At 32.1% G+C, this 18,780-nt stretch carries 15 protein-coding genes and 1 pseudogene; 10 read left to right on the forward strand and 6 right to left on the reverse strand.

Features of this window, described 5'->3' with window-relative positions; all coding sequences use genetic code 11:
• The first annotated feature begins 463 nt into the window (after window positions 1–463).
• On the forward strand, window positions 464–736 hold the full coding sequence (locus ACSBO6_RS07915; protein ID WP_098848249.1) for a hypothetical protein: 273 nt from the start codon (window positions 464–466) through the stop codon (window positions 734–736).
• Window positions 737–874: 138 nt separating this feature from the next.
• Here ACSBO6_RS07915 and ACSBO6_RS07920 read toward each other — a convergent pair.
• Both ACSBO6_RS07920 and ACSBO6_RS07925 read right to left on the reverse strand, forming a co-directional pair.
• Window positions 875–1,250: pseudogene (locus tag ACSBO6_RS07920) on the reverse strand (hotdog domain-containing protein).
• A 126-nt stretch (window positions 1,251–1,376) separates the two neighbouring features.
• A complete protein-coding gene (locus ACSBO6_RS07925) occupies window positions 1,377–1,703 on the reverse strand; it encodes a YnfA family protein (RefSeq protein ID WP_098848248.1) in 327 nt (108 codons plus the stop codon).
• A 270-nt stretch (window positions 1,704–1,973) separates the two neighbouring features.
• Here ACSBO6_RS07925 and ACSBO6_RS07930 point away from each other — a divergent pair, with 270 nt between their 5' ends.
• Window positions 1,974–3,314 (forward strand): PQQ-dependent sugar dehydrogenase, encoded by a 1,341-nt coding sequence (locus ACSBO6_RS07930; RefSeq protein WP_498844662.1) that lies wholly within the window; start codon window positions 1,974–1,976, stop codon window positions 3,312–3,314.
• Window positions 3,315–3,474: 160 nt separating this feature from the next.
• Window positions 3,475–3,948, forward strand: a complete 474-nt coding sequence (locus ACSBO6_RS07935; RefSeq protein WP_098848246.1) for an NUDIX hydrolase — start codon at window positions 3,475–3,477, stop codon at window positions 3,946–3,948.
• A gap of 242 nt (window positions 3,949–4,190) precedes the next feature.
• Here the strand turns inward: ACSBO6_RS07935 and ACSBO6_RS07940 are convergent, their stop codons facing one another.
• Together ACSBO6_RS07940 and ACSBO6_RS07945 are read right to left on the reverse strand one after the other, a co-directional pair.
• Entirely contained in the window at window positions 4,191–4,316 is a 126-nt protein-coding gene (locus ACSBO6_RS07940; protein ID WP_098848245.1) for a GapA-binding peptide SR1P, read from the reverse strand.
• Between the two features lie 352 nt (window positions 4,317–4,668).
• Window positions 4,669–5,865, reverse strand: a complete 1,197-nt coding sequence (locus ACSBO6_RS07945; RefSeq protein WP_098848244.1) for an FAD-dependent monooxygenase — start codon at window positions 5,863–5,865, stop codon at window positions 4,669–4,671.
• Between the two features lie 286 nt (window positions 5,866–6,151).
• On the opposite strand from ACSBO6_RS07945, the gene ACSBO6_RS07950 reads away from it, so the two are divergent.
• Complete coding sequence (locus ACSBO6_RS07950; RefSeq protein ID WP_098848243.1) at window positions 6,152–6,622, forward strand: UPF0158 family protein; 471 nt, start codon at window positions 6,152–6,154, stop codon at window positions 6,620–6,622.
• A gap of 139 nt (window positions 6,623–6,761) precedes the next feature.
• Here the strand turns inward: ACSBO6_RS07950 and ACSBO6_RS07955 are convergent, their stop codons facing one another.
• Window positions 6,762–7,319, reverse strand: a complete 558-nt coding sequence (locus ACSBO6_RS07955; protein ID WP_098848242.1) for a hypothetical protein — start codon at window positions 7,317–7,319, stop codon at window positions 6,762–6,764.
• Window positions 7,320–7,490: 171 nt separating this feature from the next.
• Here ACSBO6_RS07955 and ACSBO6_RS07960 point away from each other — a divergent pair, with 171 nt between their 5' ends.
• A complete protein-coding gene (locus ACSBO6_RS07960) occupies window positions 7,491–8,528 on the forward strand; it encodes a M42 family metallopeptidase (protein ID WP_069034425.1) in 1,038 nt (345 codons plus the stop codon).
• Window positions 8,529–8,566: 38 nt separating this feature from the next.
• Here the strand turns inward: ACSBO6_RS07960 and ACSBO6_RS07965 are convergent, their stop codons facing one another.
• Complete coding sequence (locus tag ACSBO6_RS07965; protein ID WP_286138488.1) at window positions 8,567–9,463, reverse strand: L,D-transpeptidase family protein; 897 nt, start codon at window positions 9,461–9,463, stop codon at window positions 8,567–8,569.
• Between the two features lie 474 nt (window positions 9,464–9,937).
• Here ACSBO6_RS07965 and ACSBO6_RS07970 point away from each other — a divergent pair, with 474 nt between their 5' ends.
• From ACSBO6_RS07970 to ACSBO6_RS07990, 5 genes are all read left to right on the forward strand, one after another.
• On the forward strand, window positions 9,938–11,566 hold the full coding sequence (locus tag ACSBO6_RS07970) for a glycoside hydrolase family 13 protein (RefSeq protein ID WP_498844448.1): 1,629 nt from the start codon (window positions 9,938–9,940) through the stop codon (window positions 11,564–11,566).
• Between the two features lie 381 nt (window positions 11,567–11,947).
• Window positions 11,948–13,684, forward strand: coding sequence for an ABC transporter ATP-binding protein (locus ACSBO6_RS07975; protein ID WP_098848239.1), 1,737 nt, complete (start codon window positions 11,948–11,950; stop codon window positions 13,682–13,684).
• A complete protein-coding gene (locus ACSBO6_RS07980; protein WP_498844449.1) occupies window positions 13,684–15,471 on the forward strand; it encodes an ABC transporter ATP-binding protein in 1,788 nt (595 codons plus the stop codon). The genes ACSBO6_RS07975 and ACSBO6_RS07980 overlap by 1 nt, the downstream gene beginning before the upstream one ends.
• Window positions 15,472–15,749: 278 nt before the next feature.
• Window positions 15,750–16,277: a YcxB family protein gene (locus ACSBO6_RS07985; RefSeq protein ID WP_098848237.1), complete on the forward strand. Its 528-nt coding sequence runs from the start codon at window positions 15,750–15,752 to the stop codon at window positions 16,275–16,277.
• A 202-nt stretch (window positions 16,278–16,479) separates the two neighbouring features.
• Window positions 16,480–18,753, forward strand: a complete 2,274-nt coding sequence (locus tag ACSBO6_RS07990) for an ATP-dependent DNA helicase (RefSeq protein WP_498844450.1) — start codon at window positions 16,480–16,482, stop codon at window positions 18,751–18,753.
• The last annotated feature ends 27 nt before the right edge of the window (window positions 18,754–18,780 follow it).

An 18,780-nucleotide genomic window follows, 5' to 3' on the forward strand; every position in this document is an offset into this window, starting at 1 on the left:
ATAAGCGGTTCATGAGGAAGGAAACCAACGAAAATATGAAAGATACTTCCTCATAAGCGGTTCATGAGGAAGTAAACCAGCGAAAGTTTGAAAGTTTCTTACTCATGACTGGTTTTAGTGGAAATCAACCAAAAATTAGCGTAACTCCAGTATTTATTTACTGGAGTCAGACTGTTGACAAACGCTCGCTTTCTTCGTTGCTTCGCCGGTCTGCGATGCTCATTACCGTCTAAGGTAACTCCGCTCCTCACCAGGCTTCGCGCCTCGAAAGACAAGCGGTTGCAATCAGTCTGAAAATCAGATTTTTTGTACTTTGTCTACACACTGACTCCAGTATTTTTTTACTGGAGTGTTTTTTTAAATAGAAAAAATACATTAAAATAATAAAATTCGAAAATCCATACATAAAAACTAGTAGTTATTTATTATGTTTAATAAAAAGTATAAATTGGAGGGACTAAATATGTTAGATCTAGCAATCTATGTATTGATCATGATAGTACTGTATAGTTTCATTCAATTATATTTAAACCAAAAGTGGAAGTTAATTTATACTACGTATGGTTATGAAAACTATTTTATGATTATAGGGAAATTGAAGAAGAATGGGATTGAGTACAAGACAAAACTACCGATGAATTTTAGCGGTAGGAGATTTAATGAAAATACTCAATATGATATATATGTAAAAAAAGATTTAGAACATTTGGCATTACAGTCATTATATCAAAATTAATAAGGAATCAATTGTAGGATGTTCGAGTTCTGAGACTATGGCCATAAAATGTGAACAATGTCTTAGCACTTCTCCAATTGGAGTCGGACATCCTTCATTTAGTTGCTAGAAAAGAAGAATGCTAGTTGGTTTCCTTTGTTATAATATTACTCCCGCAAAGCTCCCACTTAATACTTGTTTTTTATTCTGATTTGTACATAAGAAAGATGACATGATCGATATTCTATTCTCTTTTCTTTCATATTTCTAAAATTGTAACTTCACATGTTATTGTATCACCAGAGTAAACTGGTCTTAAAAATTCGAAATTTACCGTTCGTGCTAATACGTTGTGATCTCCACCTATTTTAGTTGGTAAAGTTGCAGTCAACAATCCTTGAATGACAAGCCTTCCTTGTTCATCAGGCGTAATATGGTGTGCGCCTGTATCACCAGAAACTTTCGTAAACAATTCAACGTCTTCTACCGTAAAAGTACGTTCGAATGTAATCATATCGCCTACTTGTATTGACAATTTTTTTCCTCCTTAATCATAAAAAAATTAATTTTCTTAATTAAATAGTTCAATTTCTTATTGTACTATCCTTCAAAATCGCTAAATAAAAACCGTTTTGCTGTTTTATTGCATTACGAAAGGGTTTTAATTACGAGGTGCCCATAAAATGACAGTCACACCGATTAAACAAATTGCTGCTCCGATCCAATCATATAAATCAGGTGATTTTTTATCAACACCCCAGCCCCATAAAATTGAAAGAACGATAAATACGCCTCCATAAGCAGCGTAAACTCTACCGAACGATGGGAAAATTTGGAACGTTGCAATGACACCATAAACTGCCAAAATAAACCCACCGATTAAACCTAAATAAGCAGATTGACCTTCTCTTAACCATAACCATATAAGGTATCCTCCGCCAATTTCAGCTAAACCGGCTAATACAAATATAAATATTGCAGTTATCAAAGTTACTTCTTCCTTTCTTTAAAAGACAAATGGTGAAAACATATGTACAGGCTTATGCTCTATATTTTAACAATAAAGACAAAAAGAAACGATCATACTATTTGAATCATTAAAAGCTTTTTATCGAGTTCTATTCGAAATGAATTGAGGTACTAATAGAACTATTCCTATCATAATTTTATAGAAGAAAATAATATGAAGGAGGTGTATCGATCGTTGATAAAAGTTAATTTATGTCCAATCGTTAGTAAGATTAATTTACCAACCGTTATGAAGACAACTATTCTTCCAGGTGAATTTGTTGAAAGATTGTTTATAGCAACACAAGTAGGAGAGATTTTTTACATAGGAAATGGAGAAATCAAAACATTTTTAGATATTCGCCCCCGGGTATTAAAATTAGGTGAGTCTGGAGGCTATGATGAACGCGGCTTGCTTGGGTTAGCATTTCATCCTAATTTTTATCATAATGGGTTATTTTATCTACATTATTCAGTAGCTGGTTCTCAAGGGCCCGGTGCTCTTTCTAACTCTTTTAAACCTAATCCATGTGATCCTAAAACATTAAACTTGAAATGGGAAAATAGAAAAACTCAATATGACCATATTGATACAGTTGAAGAATGGGTATTACAATCAAATGCTCAGCCTCAGAAACGACGGACATTATTGAACATCCGAAGACCGTTTTCGAATCATAATGGACTTAACACCTTAAATTTTTCACCCGAAACAAGTAAACTTGTTTTAACAACAGGAGATGGTGGATCAGGCTATGATCCATTTAACTTAAGCCAAGATAATTTGGAAATTGCGGGTAAAATCATTGAAATTGATGTAGATAAACATATAAACGGCAATAATCCACCAATTGTCACACGTTTTAATGAACTTCCAACAAGTATTCTAGAATCTCTCACAGTACTAGCTAAAGGGGTTCGTAATGTAACAGGAATTTCATTTCAAAAATTTTATAATCAATATATTAAATATATTGGAAATGTCGGGCAGGATTTGGTCGAGTCACTTTTTTCATTTGTTCAATATAAACCAATACCTGCTTCTTTTTTAGTCAATATGCATTCAGAATCTGAGATGGAAGGATTTATAAACTTCGGCTGGAGAGGTTGGGAAGGTTCTTTTCCAACTTCGACAATAAAAGGATGCAATGAAAATGCAAATTTGGATGAGAAAACAATAGCTTATTACAATCAGGCAGTAACACTTTCAACAAGTCGTCTGCCACCTTTAACTAGTTATTTTCATAAAGATCCAAGACCAGATAAGTTTGAGGGAACTGCACTTACGGGAGTCCAGCCATATATGGGGAATGAAATACCTAGTTTAACTGGTAGCGTTTTGTTTACTGATTTGGTAAGAAAGGGCTCTCAAGCACAAGTTAAGGGGGTTTTAGCATATACGAAATTAAGGATAGATGGTAAACAAAGTGATTACAGTATCATACAAACAGATTATAACTTCGGATCACAACCGGCCTATTTTGTAGGTTTAGGATCGAATTTGAATCAAACAAAAATTTATTTAGCGGTTTATGGGTCTATGAAAGTGACGGATTTGAACATGGGTACGATTTTTGAGATATTACCGTGACTTTTAGTTAATTTATCCTATGCGAGTCTATAAACAACCACGGAGGAAATTTACATATCCCGTGGTTGTTTTATTTTTTTGAGTAAGTTAAATGGTCTAAAATGGGGTTATTTGGTAAAATTGAATTGGAAATAATCATCGTATATTGGGGAGGAATTAAGTGGGTTATATTATGGATTTAAGAAAAGTTGTAGGTAGCCGACCGATCTTAATGGCAGGTGCAAATGTTATCTTATTAGATTCACAAAGGAGAGTTTTATTACAATTAAGGAAAGATAATAAGACTTGGGGGTTACCTGGTGGTTCATTAGAGTTAGGTGAAAATTTAGAAGAAGTGGCTAAAAGAGAATTGAAGGAAGAAACTGGTCTAACAGCATTAAACATCGAGTTTTTTAACATTTTTTCTGGAAAAGAATTTTACTATAAATATCCTCATGGAGATGAGGTATATAATGTAATTGCGACTTATATATGTACTGAATATACTGGTCAATTAGAGAAGGAAGAAAGCGAAGTACTCGAGTTACGCTTTTTTAGTCTACACGACCTTCCAACAGAAATTAATCCACCCGAACTTCCTATTTTAAATGTGTTTAAGGATTCAATTAAACTTCATGATATGGAATGTAAATAAAAATAAACGTGGCAGTCCTCGAAGGTAGAATTCAGCCTTGAAATTTAAAAAAATAAAAAGCAAGAATGTTGATTTAACAGCATTCTTGCGTTTTTAATTTGACGTCTTTTTAATCAAACCGAGCTTTTTAGAGAGCCTCTTTTTAAATTTTCAATAATCTATTAGTTGATATTTTGTTTAACCTTTAAAAATTAAGTACTTTATTTAAGGTCATGATGACAAAATAGTTTCTTTGTTCTATGTTATTTTTCAGTTGAAGTTACTGCTTCGTTTTTGCAGTTTTCGCAAGTTGAATAAATTTTCACTACTTTTTTATACTCCGCGTAATCAATAGTTTCTTCGCATTCTTTACAGATTAAAATTTGCATTAGAAACACCTCCTAAACCCACTATAACACGTTCAAATCACTATTTCTCCAGGGACTTTACCCACCCTGTGGACGTAAAATGTCCCAGTTGAAAAAACGTTGAAATAGCAAGGTTTTCAAGTGGGAATGTGCTAAAAAAAATTTTTTTCTCACGTTTAAAAAAAACGAAAAATAGAGGCTTGTGATTTTGATTCTGGTAACAATTTCGAACATGAGAAACAATTAACAAATTTGAAATTAAGAATAAATTTTTTCACAATAAAACTCACTATTCATTATGTATGCTAATTATTTAACGCTCAGAATTTATACTGAGCGCGGTTTCATTTAGTAAACTAAAAAATGTTATAGATTAATATTCTTTCAGTTCAATCTCTTTGGCAGCTTTAACGATCATTCTCGTAATCATTTTAAACATTGCATTCATTAAGATGGGAAAACGTAACATCGTATTGCGTAATAAAATTTTAAAGTTTGATTTTTCAACCAATCCTCCAGCTGATAAAAGCCCTATTTTTTGATTTTTTTCAACAAAATTTCGCATCTCTTTTTCATAGCATTTGAATGACCTGTTGTAATCACCATTAGCAGCTTTCAGCTCTCCTGCAAGTACATATGCTCCGACAAGCGCAAGGCTAGTACCTTGACCTGAAAGGGGAGAGGGACAATAAGCAGCATCACCAACTAAAGCAATTCGGCCATCTGACCATGTTGGCATGTGTATTTGACATACTTCATCAAAGTAAAAATCTGAAGCATGAATCAATTTTTTGAGCAAGTTCGGTGTTTCCCAGCCCTTAAGTTCTTCAAAAGCATTTTTAATCAGATTTTTTTGTTCTTCCGTATTATAGCGATCATACTGAAGTGGCTCGGATTGGAACACAAACATGCCTTTTGCTTCCGATTTATCATTTGCACTATACATTCCAACAGTTTTGCCCGGAACGGTATAAAGCATTTGAGAGTGATCTAGATTAAGATAATTTTCGAATTCGAAAATGGAGATATGACAACCAAGAGTACGTTTAAACTGATCTTCGTCACCAAATTTCAACGTACGTACGTTGGAATGGATTCCATCAGCCCCTATAATTAAATCAAATGTATCTGGTTTCGAATTAATAAAGTGAACTTCTACCCCTGTCATTGATTCATCTAGAGAGGTAATTGAATCTCCCCAAATATATGTAACTTTATCCTTGGTCAAATCGAACAAAATGGTACTAAGATCCTCACGCATAATTTCAATATCCATTCCGTGCTGATTACCTATACTTGCTTCGCTGATTTTACCTTTCACTTTACCTTTATCATTCACGAAGTAAACGCCAGTCATTTGTGTATCTAATGAACGAACTTGATCGAGAATACCCATTTTTTCAAGCACGGAAATTGCAGCGCCACGAATATCAACAGAGTATCCCCCAAGGCGTAATGCGGGTGCTCTTTCTACTACAGTCACTTCAAAACCATAGTGATTAAGCCAATATGCAAGGGCTGGCCCTGCGATGCTCGCTCCGGAAATAAGAACACGTTTTGGTTGCTTCATAATTATTTAATCACTCCTAATCTAAAAAAATAAACAACATAACAACAATATATTCACTGTTTTTTTACATATGTACTATCGTGAAATTTTGACAACGGTCCAATCTTTGCACAGCTAATTGTATTAAATATGCCAATACTATGAGGTGAATTAAGGCATTCCAATTTTTTTTAGTGAGTTTGAGTTTTTTTAGAAGGAAACTACTTTCATTACTAAACTATCAAGTATAATTATCTGTGTAACAAAACTGACTTGTCTTAAATTAAAAATAAGAAGGTGATTTATTATGTCAATTAAAGCAAAGTTAAGATATATAATTGAAGAAATGGAAATGCAAATGGATGGATATCGTTCATTTATTAAAATTAGTACTGGTGAAGTTTTTTCTGTTGCTGAAGAAGACCTTATTGATGCAGAAGATGGAAATCTGATAGATGATGATTTACAAGATTGGCAGATCGAAAATTTAGAGGTCGCAAATGAAATAGTGGAAAACTTTGAGGACTATAAAGAATTACCTTCAAAATATGAAATTGATGAATATAAAATGGTTAAAGACTTTTGTTTAACTGTTAATGATGTGAAAATACAAAACATTTTACTGATAACGATTGAAGGAAAAGGCGCATTTAGAAGGTTTAAGGATGCAGTGATAGAATTTGATCTTGAAATGGATTGGTATAGTTATCGTGACAGACGTTATAAAGATTTAGCGATTGTATGGTGTCAAACTAATGATATCGAGTACGTAGATTAAGAGTTAATTGATTTGTGCAGGGAATAACAGGAAGTTAAAGCAAAAAAATGAATCCCTTCAGCTAAATCTGAAGGGATATTAAACGTTTCCTTATGTAACTAGTTTGAACTAAGTGTCAGTTATTTTATAAGAATGTTCGTTAATTCGAAAGAGCCAATCTTTTAATAATCATTAAAGAGGTTTCAACCCATAACCAGCAATAAAGAAATGAAAATACTAAAATAATGAGAACTGTATAGATTGAAAAAGAATCAGAAATTCCCGGCCCTAAGACTGGAAAGTTGAATAGAAATAATAGGCTCGAAATACCTAGCGATAAAGCCATAGCTCCAACTGCAATGATCGATAATCTCTTTTTAAAGAAGTGAAAAGCAAGGCCTATTCCAAGTCCTAATAGTCCTGTTGTAAAAGGAAAGACAATTAGTTCAGTTGGCTGCAAGGTGAATAACAACATGATTGTTAGAATATAAGACTTTATTCCATTTGAAATAGAAAACATGGAACATAATAAAATTGGTGCGGTTGCGAGCGGACTTAACAATAATCCGATAGCTGGTAATAGGCCACCTGCAGCTTGAAACAGTGCAGAAATGCAAGCAAAAATAGAAACTAAAATAAATTTCTTAGTTTTATTTTGATTAGTAAATTTTAGTTGAAACAATCTGACCTTTTCAGTAATCGGTTTGAAAAAATACACATATTCACCTCATTTACTATACGATCTCTATCATTTATATGAGAATAATCGAATTGCAATACACTAATCATGTTAAGGCAGAATGATGAATGATTGATAACAAACATAAATAAATGTATGATAAATACGTTGAGAATTGCATGAAAATTTCAAAATTGAAGGGGAAAATCTATGAATATTAAAATTGATAAAGAATATGTGCTACAAACAGCAAAACAATTACTAGAATTTAATAGCCCAAGTGGTTTTTGCTTTGAAATTATGGAATTAATTCAGTCTTGGACAAATAGTTTAGGATATGATTTTGAAACGACTAATAAAGGTTGTGGCGTGATTACAATTCCTGGTAAAAGCAATGAGCAAGTTATTGGATTATCAGCACATGTCGATACATTAGGGGCAATGGTTCGATCAATTACAAGTAAAGGTACCCTAAAATTTACAATTATTGGTGGACCAATCGTACCAACGCTTGATAGTGAATATTGTCAAATTAGAACGCGTGAAGGAAAAATTTATACGGGTACATTTTTATCTACAAGTCCTTCAATTCACGTATTCGAAGATAGTAAAACAAAAAAACGTGACCCAGAAAATATGGAAGTTCGTATTGATGAATGCGTTAAGTCAAAAGAGGATGTATTAAATCTTGGCATTAGCCCAGGAGACTTTATCTTCTTCGATCCGAAAACGACAATTACAGAAAGCGGATTTATAAAATCAAGATTTATTGATGATAAAGCAAGTGTAGCCTGTTTAATTGGTTTACTTGAATTATTTAAAAGGGAAAAAATAGTTCCTACATATACAACAAAATTATTTATTTCAACGTATGAAGAAGTTGGACATGGTTCTTCTTATATCCCATCTGATATTACTGAATTAATTTCAGTTGACATGGGTTGTATCGGAGATGATTTAAGCTGTACTGAATATGATGTCTCGATTTGTGCAAAAGACTCTGGTGGACCGTATGATTATAATATGACAACTGATTTAGTAAACTTAGCGAAGGAAAATGAGCTTAGTTATGCGGTAGATATTTATCCGATGTATGGTTCTGATACAGTTGCTGCTTTACGCGGGGGGCAAGATATTCGCGGAGCGTTAATTGGGCCAGGAGTTCATGCTTCTCATGGTATGGAAAGAACGCATTATAGCGCGATGGAAAATACGATGAAACTGTTGTACTTATATTTAACGAAATAATAAAGAGAAAAAAGCTGTTGATGGGTTCAACAGCTTTTTTAGTAATTTAGTTTTTGTACCCCATTTAAATGACTATCAGTACGAACCGCACCATTTATCTTTATATTTTTCTTTAATGTAAAAGTATAAAAATAGGCTGACACCAATTCCCGTTTTTTATCACGGAGTTTTTCGATTAATAATTTTTTTGTACCTGCCCCAACGACTCCATCAACTTCTAATCCATTAACTAGTTGAAAAGCTCTTACAGCTTGATCAGTTCCTTTAGCAAAATAACCATCAACACCATTTGTAGAGTATCCTAATTTTGTTAAAGTGTCCTGTAGCCATTCAACTTCTGAACCGACACTACCTAATTTTAAGCTAGTTGGAATATCTGTTGGTTTTGTTACAACAACACTATCAGATTCATCATCAAATAAATGATTTGCAATGGCTATATCTTGAAATGATTTAGTTGATGAGGTGATTAAAACAGTGGTATTTTTGTTAACACGATCAAATAACCACTCTACTTCCTCATCATACATTCTTACACAGCCGCTACTAGCATAAGTTCCGATTGAACTAGGGTTATTATTTCCATGGATTGCATAGGTTGTACCCCAAGTACCTCTAGCGTTTAAACCTAACCATCGATTACCAAGTGGGTTCTTTGGGTCACCACCAGGAATATGATCCTTATAGTAAGGACGATTTACAATTTTATTAACAATCTTAAATTTACCTTCAGGAGTTAAATCTTCACTTCTTCCTGTCGCAACTTTAAACTCTCTTACCAATTTACCATTCTCATAAAAAGCTAATCTATTAATCGTTTTATTAATAATGATAAATTGTGAAACAGGCTTTGCATCTGCAGCGTAAGATTGAACAAAAGTAGTGCTCAAAAATAAAAGAAGTACTAATAAAAAGTTAAAACAGCGCTTAAACAACATCTTCCCCCCAACAATATTAAAAAGTACATAGCTTTATATAGTATGATGGGATAGCTTGTCTTATCTAATAAAAATTCTAAATTAGGAAAAAAATAGTTTAATTGTATAACTGAAAAAATGGATATATCAATCTACTGATCAGGTTTACTATACATATAAACGTTGTTACTATTTATGAAGAAAAATGAAAATGTTTGCATAAATGATTAAACTTGTTAAAATAGAAAATGTAAGCGGTTAAATAGAACTTCGTATAAACATTTTCTATAAATAGAACAATTTATAGAACAATTTATAGAACAATTTATAGAACGAAAAAATGCACACGGTTGCACATTTTTAGAGAAGGTTTGAACACAGTCTAATTTCACGTACCGTATTAATGTATCTAGAAAAAATCAACTGAGTAACTTGTTTAAGTAGTAAAGATTAAAGATATTAATTTTTACAAAAATCTAGGAGGAAGTTTAAATGGAGAAAAAATGGTGGCATAATAGTGTAGTTTACCAAATATATCCTAGAAGTTTCATGGATAGCAATGGTGATGGAATAGGTGATTTAAAAGGAATAATCGAAAAGCTTGATTATTTAAAGCTTTTAGGAATAGACGTTATTTGGTTGAGTCCTGTATATAAATCTCCTAATGATGATAATGGTTATGATATTAGTGATTATTGTGACATTATGGAAGAGTTCGGTACGATGAATGATATGGATGAATTAATTTCTGAAGCGAATAATCGAGGGATTAAAATCGTAATGGATTTAGTTGTGAACCATACATCTGATGAGCATCCGTGGTTCATTGAATCTAGAAAGAGCAAAGACAATCCATATAGAGACTATTATATTTGGAGAGATCCTGTGAATGGAAGTGAACCAAATGACCTTCCTTCTGTTTTTAGTGGCAGTGCTTGGGAATATGATGAACAAACTGGTCAATACTTCTTGCATTTATTTAGTAAAAGACAGCCAGATTTAAACTGGGAGAATCCAAAAGTTCACGAAGAAGTATATAATATGATGAATTTTTGGCTTGATAAAGGAATTGGTGGGTTCCGAATGGATGTAATAGATTTAATTGGGAAAATTCCTGATCAAGAAATTACAGCGAACGGTCCAAAGCTACATGAATACTTACAAGAAATGAATAAAAAAACGTTTGGAAATCATGATGTACTGACTGTTGGTGAAACTTGGGGAGCAACTCCTGAAATTGCAAAGTTTTATTCAGATCCTGCCCGTAACGAATTAAGTATGATCTTTCAATTTGAGCATATCGGTCTTGATCAACAAGAAGGTAAAGAAAAATGGGATTTAAAGCCATTAAATTTGTTAGAGCTAAAAGAAGTCTTTCATAAGTGGCAAACTCAGCTTGATGGGAAGGCATGGAATAGCTTGTTTTGGAACAATCATGATTTACCAAGGATTGTTTCTAGATGGGGTAATGATCAGGAATATCGTATTGAAAGTGCGAAAATGCTTGCTACAATCCTTCATTTAATGCAAGGTACACCTTATATATATCAAGGTGAAGAAATTGGAATGACAAATATTCAATTTGAAAGCATTGATGAATATGACGATATTGAAACGAAAAATATGTATTATGACCGTATTGCAAAAGGGTATAAGCACGAAGACATAATGGAATCGATTTATACAAAAGGTAGAGATAATGCACGTACTCCAATGCAATGGAATGGCGAAAAGCATGGCGGTTTTACAAAAGGAAACCCTTGGTTAACAGTAAATCCGAATTTTACTAAAATAAATGTTGAACAATCGATAAATGACCCAGATTCAATTTTTCATCATTATCGAAAGCTAATCCAATTGCGAAAAGAAAACCCTGTTATTGTTTATGGTTCTTTTGAAATGCTTGCAAAAGATGATGAAAAAGTATTTGCCTATATAAGACAGTATAATGATGAAAAATTATTAATTGTAGCTAACTTTACAAATGAGGAATTAAAATTTAGTCATAAAGAGCGCTATGATGAAGTAAGTATACTATTAAGTAATTATAAAGATTCAAGTCTAACGGGTGTGAATAGTAGCTTAAGACCTTATGAAGCAGTTGTTTATAAAATTAAATAATTAAATTAATAAAAATAGTTTGACATTTTAAAGTACACTCGTATATGATAAGAATATCAAATAAGAAGGAGGTAGGTTAACATGATGATTGTAAGAAAATTAAACAAAAAAGCACCACATAATTTCATAATGATTATGAACCCTATCTCTACGCAGGACGGACCACGTTGAAACTTAGATTTCAAATGACGATCTAGCCATGGGTTTATATTCCCCATGGCTTTTTTGTGCCAATAATAAACAATACACTCTTGTTTGTTATAGGTCGAAACGTTTCTTTATGGCCATGGGATATGGAAAGTAATCCCATGGTCTTTTTATTGTCAAAAAAAGTGGAGGGTTGCGTAGAGTTAGGTTAATTGATAACAGGGAGGTATAATTTTGTCTCGAATTTTAAAATATGTCTTTAGGCATAAGCTTTCATTTATTATTGGTTCAATTTCAATGATTTTAGTAATTGGCGTGGATCATTTCATTCCTTATTTACAAATGATTCTAATCGATGAGGGGATTACGAAAGGAAAAGCATCAATCGTAGTTCCGGTTATTGGCGGTATTATAGGTGTTACAATTATTAAATCAATTTTTGGTTATGTAAAAGAATATTTATATGACTTAGTCAGTTCAAAAGTACATGAAGATATAAAAAATGATATGTTCAAGCATATTCAAAGTTTTGAGTTTAAGTATTTTGACTCGATGAATACGGGAGAATTACTTTCGAGAATAAATGAAGATGTGGAAAATATATGGCAAACAATTGCGTTTGGACTAAGATTATTTATTGAAAATATTATTTATTTTACTGCTAGTACAGTGATCTTATTTTTGATTAATTGGCAGTTGGCACTAATCTGTTTAGCAATTATGATCCCAATTGGCTATATGGGGACACGTTTAAATCGCTTGCTTAATAAAGGTTACGGAAAAATTAGTGACCATACAGCTGAAATTAATACAACAGCGCAACAAAATATTGCGGGTGTAAGATTAGTTAAAGCATTTGCTAGAGAAAAGCACGAGACTTTGAAATTTTTGAAAATGAATCGTGGATATTATGATTTAAATATGGCTCAAGCTAAAACAATGCGTAAATATTTTCCTAGTATAGAATTCTTAACAAATATTGCGCTTGTAGCAATGATCATTATCGGTGGATATTTCGTTTTACAAAATAGTATGACTCTAGGTGAACTAGTTGCATTTAGTGGATATATTTGGAACTTAATTTGGCCGATGAGAATGTTAGGTTGGTTAACAGATGTACTTTCCAAAAACCAAGCTTCTGCGAAGAAGATTTTTGAAATTTTAGATCGTAAAACAGAAATTGAAAACAAGGAAGGTGCATATACACCTAATCTTGTTGACGGTTCAGTGGAATATAAAAATGTAAGTTTTAAATACAATGATGAAATGGTCTTAAAAGATATTAATCTATATATTCCAAGCGGAAGCAAAGTAGCTATTATGGGAACGACAGGTGCTGGGAAATCTTCAATTCTCCATCTAATTGGTCGCTCTTACGATGTAGCTGAAGGTGAAGTTTTAGTAGATGGCGTAAATGTGAAAGATTTTAATCTGACATCATTACGTCAAAATATGTCTCTAGTTTCTCAAGATACATTCCTTTTCTCAGATACAATTGAAAACAATATTAAACTAGGAAACCCAGAAGCTACAATGGAGGAAATCCGTGAAGCTTGCCGTATTGCTTGCTGTCTAGACTTTATTGAAGATCTAGAAGAAGGCTTCAATACGGAAATTGGTGAACGAGGAATTGGTTTATCTGGTGGTCAAAAACAGCGTATTTCAATTGCTCGCGCATTATTAAGAAATGCTCCAATCTTAATTCTAGATGATGCAACTTCTGCTCTTGATATGGAAACGGAGTATGAATTATTACACAATTTAAATAAACGTTTCTCACATAGTACAACATTTATCATTGCACACCGTATTTCAGCTGTAAAAAATGCCGATGTCATCTTATTTGTTGAAAATGGAGAAATAGTAGAAAAAGGAAATCATAAACAATTACTTGATAAAAAAGGAAGATACTTTGAAGTCTACGAAGAACAATTCAAAGATTTTGAAACAGTAGAAAGCGGGGTGTTATAATGGCACAAAATACGATAAATCGTGATGAAGACCAACTAAATCGGAGTAAAACCGAGCTTATTCTTAGGCTCGGGACTTATTTAAAACCTTATAAATTAAAAACATTTACCGTTATTTGTTTAATGTTATTTGTAATGGTAATTGGAATATTAAACCCATATTTATTAAAAGTAGCGATTGATACAAATATTAAAAATCACGATGTAAAAGGGCTAATAATGATCGGAGTTGTATTATTAGCACTAAATTTCTTAGCAATGATTGCTTCAAAAATACGCTGGACGATGATTAGCTCGGTGACGAATAATATTTTAGTCAATATTCGTCACGAGCTTTACACTCATATTCAAAAACTATCTTTTACGTTTTTTGATAATCGTCCAGTAGGAAAAATTTTGGCTCGTGTAATGGGGGATATTAGTGCTCTCCAAAATTTATTCAACCAAAGTATTCAAACATTAATTCCGGAATTACTAAGCTTAGTTTGTGTTACAGTCGTAATGTTTATTTTAAATGTTAAACTTGCAATCGCATCAGTATCAATTCTTCCATTTTTAGCAGTTGCTATGTTTTATATTGAAACACGCGCACGTAAAAGATGGGATGATTACAGAAAGAAACGCTCAAATTTAATTGCGTTTATACATGAAGATTTTTCAGGAATAAAAGTAGTTCAATCCTTTGCGAAAGAAAAAGATAAAGAAAAGGACTTCAAAGAAAAAGTTTCTCAATTAATGGGATCATTCATGAGAGCGGTAAAAATGAATGACTTTTTCTGGCCACTAGTTGAGCTATCATGGGGTGTTGGTACAGTAATTGTATTTTATGTTGGATATAAGCTTGTAACTAGTCAAGAAATTGAAGTTGGAACGCTAATCGCATTTTCAATGTATATTGGCATGTTCTGGCGTCCAATTATGAACTTATCAAACTTTTATAATACATTAATATCAAACTTCTCGGCAGCTGATCGTATTTTTGACATTATGGATATTGATCCAGAAATTATTAGTGAAGAAGATGCACCTCCAATTGGACGAATTAATGGTGAAGTTCAATTTAGAAATGTCACTTTTGGTTATGATGAAAACTCTACAGTCCTAAACAATGTAAATTTCACAATTAATCCTGGTGAAAAAATTGCATTAGTAGGTGCAACCGGAGCAGGGAAAACAACGATTGTTTCACTGTTAAGTCGTTTCTACGATCCTTTAAAAGGTGAAGTTTTAGTAGATGGAAATGATATTAAAAAAGTAGACTTAGAATCTTTTAGAAGTCAAATGGGAATTATGCTGCAAGATACATTCCTATTCTCAACATCAATTATGGAAAATATTCGATACGGTAAATTAAATGCTACAGATGAAGAAGTAATAGCTGCAGCCAAAGCAGTCCACGCACATGACTTTATTATTAAAATGGAGAATGGCTATGATACGAATGTAAACGAGAGGGGCTCAAGACTTTCATTAGGTCAAAGACAATTAATCTCTTTTGCTCGTGCTCTACTAGCTGATCCAAGAATTTTGATATTAGACGAAGCAACTTCAAATATCGATACACATACAGAGAAGCTTGTTCAAAATGGGATCGAAAAGCTATTAGAAGGTCGTACTTCTTTTGTTATTGCCCATCGATTATCAACAATTCGTGACTGTGACAAAATTATGGTAATCGGAAACGGAAATGTTGAGGAAAGCGGTACACATGAAGAGTTATTGGCATTAAAAGGACATTATTATAAGCTATACATGGCGCAATATAGCTTCATTAATGATGGAGCATAATTGAACTGTTTTAATTAGACTGGGGGTTGCCTCAAAAGTCAGGTTAACTGACTTTTGAGCTGCCCCTTTTTTATTTAGAGTTAGGACATCCATTTTTATGCCAAAAATTTATCATTAGAACTTTAGAAATGAATAATTACAAATTCTTAATATAAGAATTAATTCTATGAATCTTGAAAAGTCAACTTAACAGTAGTAGATAAAATATCTTTATATTCTATTTTTTCCTAATGTTAGAATGATAGTAATGAAAGAAATGATGAATTTGGAGGTAAATTATGAAATTTAATTATGAAATTAATTTGGATGATTATATTGAATTTAATTTACATCATTTAAAACATTCAAAAAGTGTACAAAAGTCATTGCGTAAACAACGAATTACTGTGAGTCTAATTTATTTAGTCATACCATTTATTATTTCTTACTTTTTTAATCAACCTCTATTTGGTTACTTACTTGCCTTCTCGTCAGCTTCAATACTTTGGTTCTGTTATTTTCCAAAATATTTTTACCGTTCAACAAAAAATAAATTGGTTAAGCATATAAATAAAAAAAATGACGAAGCACTATTGGGTGAACATTTACTTAAGGTTGATGAGAATGGGATCAAAGAAATTACACAATCAAGTGTTCATGAAATAAAGTGGGATCATATAGTTGAGATCAAAGGAACAAAGGATTATTTTTATATTTATATTACAAATATGAAAGCCATTATTGTGCCCTTAGAAGCAATAAAAGAGGATATGGATAAACTATTACAATATTATAGAAAAAATAATATTGAACTATTATACTGTTAATAATTAAATCACCCTTATAAATTTGAAAGTTCAAGTTAATTTAATAACTTGAACTTTTTTTGTGAAAAAGTAATAGGGCTATTTTTATTATTTCTTCTTTTTTACTTTGTGGTTCTTTAAGTAAAGAGAACCTTCTTTAAAAGTTCATTTTTAATCAAGAAAGAAGAATTATGATAAAATGGAAAAAAGGAGGGTACTCAATTTGGAGAATTGTATAAAGGTATCAGTTCGAACGCTAGTTGAGTATGCTCATACGGCGGGAAGTATCGATGTAAAATTTAAAAGTTCGGTTTCATTAATAGAAGGAACAAAGGCACATCAAAAAATCCAAAGAGAGTATGGTGAACTGGATGTAAAGGAACGACCTATATCCGGTACCATAACATTTGATCAATTGGTGTTTCAGATAGAAGGCCGCCTTGATGGATTATTACTTAAGGATGATCAATATATAATAGAAGAAATTAAATCAACAATGAAGGATTTGGATGAAGTAAATGAAAATTCATATCCTGTTCATTGGGCTCAAGCAAAAGTTTATGGATATTTTATTTGTGAAGAATTGCAGCTTGAAAAGATTACACTTAGACTTACATATATTAATATTTTGACTGAGCAAAAAATAAGCTTCGATCTTTTATTTACAAAGGATGATTTAACAAATTACATATACAAAATGTTAGACATTTATTATCCTTATGCAAAATGGAAATACGATCATATTGAGTTAAGGAATGAGACAATAAAAGAATTAAAATTTCCCTTTCCTTCATTTAGAAAAGGTCAGAGAAAGCTTGCAGGTGCGGTATATCAAACGATTCAGGAAGGTAATAATTTATTTGCTGTTGCACCAACTGGAATAGGAAAAACGGTTTCAACTATTTTTCCAACCGTTAAAAATATTGGTGAGAATAGTATGAATCGAATGTTTTACTTAACTTCAAAGACGATTACTAGAACTGTTGCGGAAGAAGCATTTAAGCGCATGACAGATCAAGGACTTTGTATAAAGTGTACGACCATTACAGCAAAAGATAAAATCTGTTTTAAAGAAGAGACGATTTGTCAAAAGGATTATTGTGAATTTGCCAATGGTTATTATGACCGGATAAATGATGCTGTTCTTGATATTCTTTCTTCGGAACAAGTGCTAACTAGAGAGAAAATAGAAGAATATGCACGAAAACATACAGTTTGTCCATTTGAATATTCATTAGATTTATTAAATTCTTCAGATGCGATTATATGTGATGTAAATTATATTTTTGATCCTAGAGTATCGTTAAAACGATTATTTGATGAACATAAACGAAGTTCAGTTTTATTAATTGATGAAGCACATAATCTTGTTGATCGGGCAAGAGAAATGTATTCTGCGAGTTTATTCAAATCTAAATTTTTAGAGTTAAAAAATCGATTTAAAAATTTAAAAGATGAACTTTATACTATAATAAATGATGTAAATAAGCGATTTATTGAATTGAGAAAAAAATGGAAGGACGTTGTAACCCCAGTTTCAAAGGACATAGATGGGGATTTAATAGAACTGCTACATACATTTAATGAAATTGTAGAAATAAAGTTACAAGAAATGGACGAGGATGAAAATAAACAACTTCTACTTGATACTTATTTTGAGTCACTCAACTTTGTCAAAATTGCAGAGTTTTTTGATGAAAATTACGTATGTTACTATGAATTATATAAAAGTGAAGTTCATTTAAAATTATTTTGCCTTGATCCGTCTAAAGTAGTAAATGACATTATAAAAAGATTTCGCTCTACAATTTATTTTTCAGCAACTTTAACGCCAATACAATATTTTCAAGATATGCTTGGGGATCAAAGTCGCGATTATACAGTTTCAATCGGTTCTCCTTTTCATAAAGAGCAACTAGAAGTAACAATCGAACCTCTATCAACTCGATATCAAGATCGAGATAGAAATTTAGAAAGATTAATTGATTCCGTGTTTAAAGAAGTTACAAAGAGAAAAGGTAATTATTTAGTTTTTTATCCGTCATATCAATATTTAACTCAAAGTGTAGACTTATTTAAAGAGAAATACCCTAGCATAAAAACAATCGTTCAGGAAAATGGTATGACTGAAATTGAACGAGAAGAGTTCCTTTTACAGTTTGATAGTCAAAATGAGGAAACGTTAGTTGGCTTTGCTGTATTAGGTGGTATATTCTCTGAAGGGATTGATTTAAAGGGCGATCGATTAAATGGTGTCGTAATAGTTGGTGTAGGATTGCCGCAGATTTGTTTAGAAAGAAATATTTTAAAGGAGCATTTTAATTCGGTTGGAAAAAATGGGTATTATTATGCGTATGTCTTTCCAGGTATGAATAAAGTAATGCAAGCTGGTGGAAGAGTTATTCGATCTGAATTAGATGAAGGGACTTTATTACTAATTGATGATCGATATAAGAGTACACTTTATCAAAGTTTATTACCTGATGAATGGAAATGAAAAGCTAATCTTTAAATAACGAAAAAA

This window comes from Bacillus sp. AL-1R, assembly GCF_052180195.1.
In the GTDB taxonomy this organism is placed as follows: domain Bacteria; phylum Bacillota; class Bacilli; order Bacillales; family Bacillaceae_G; genus Gottfriedia.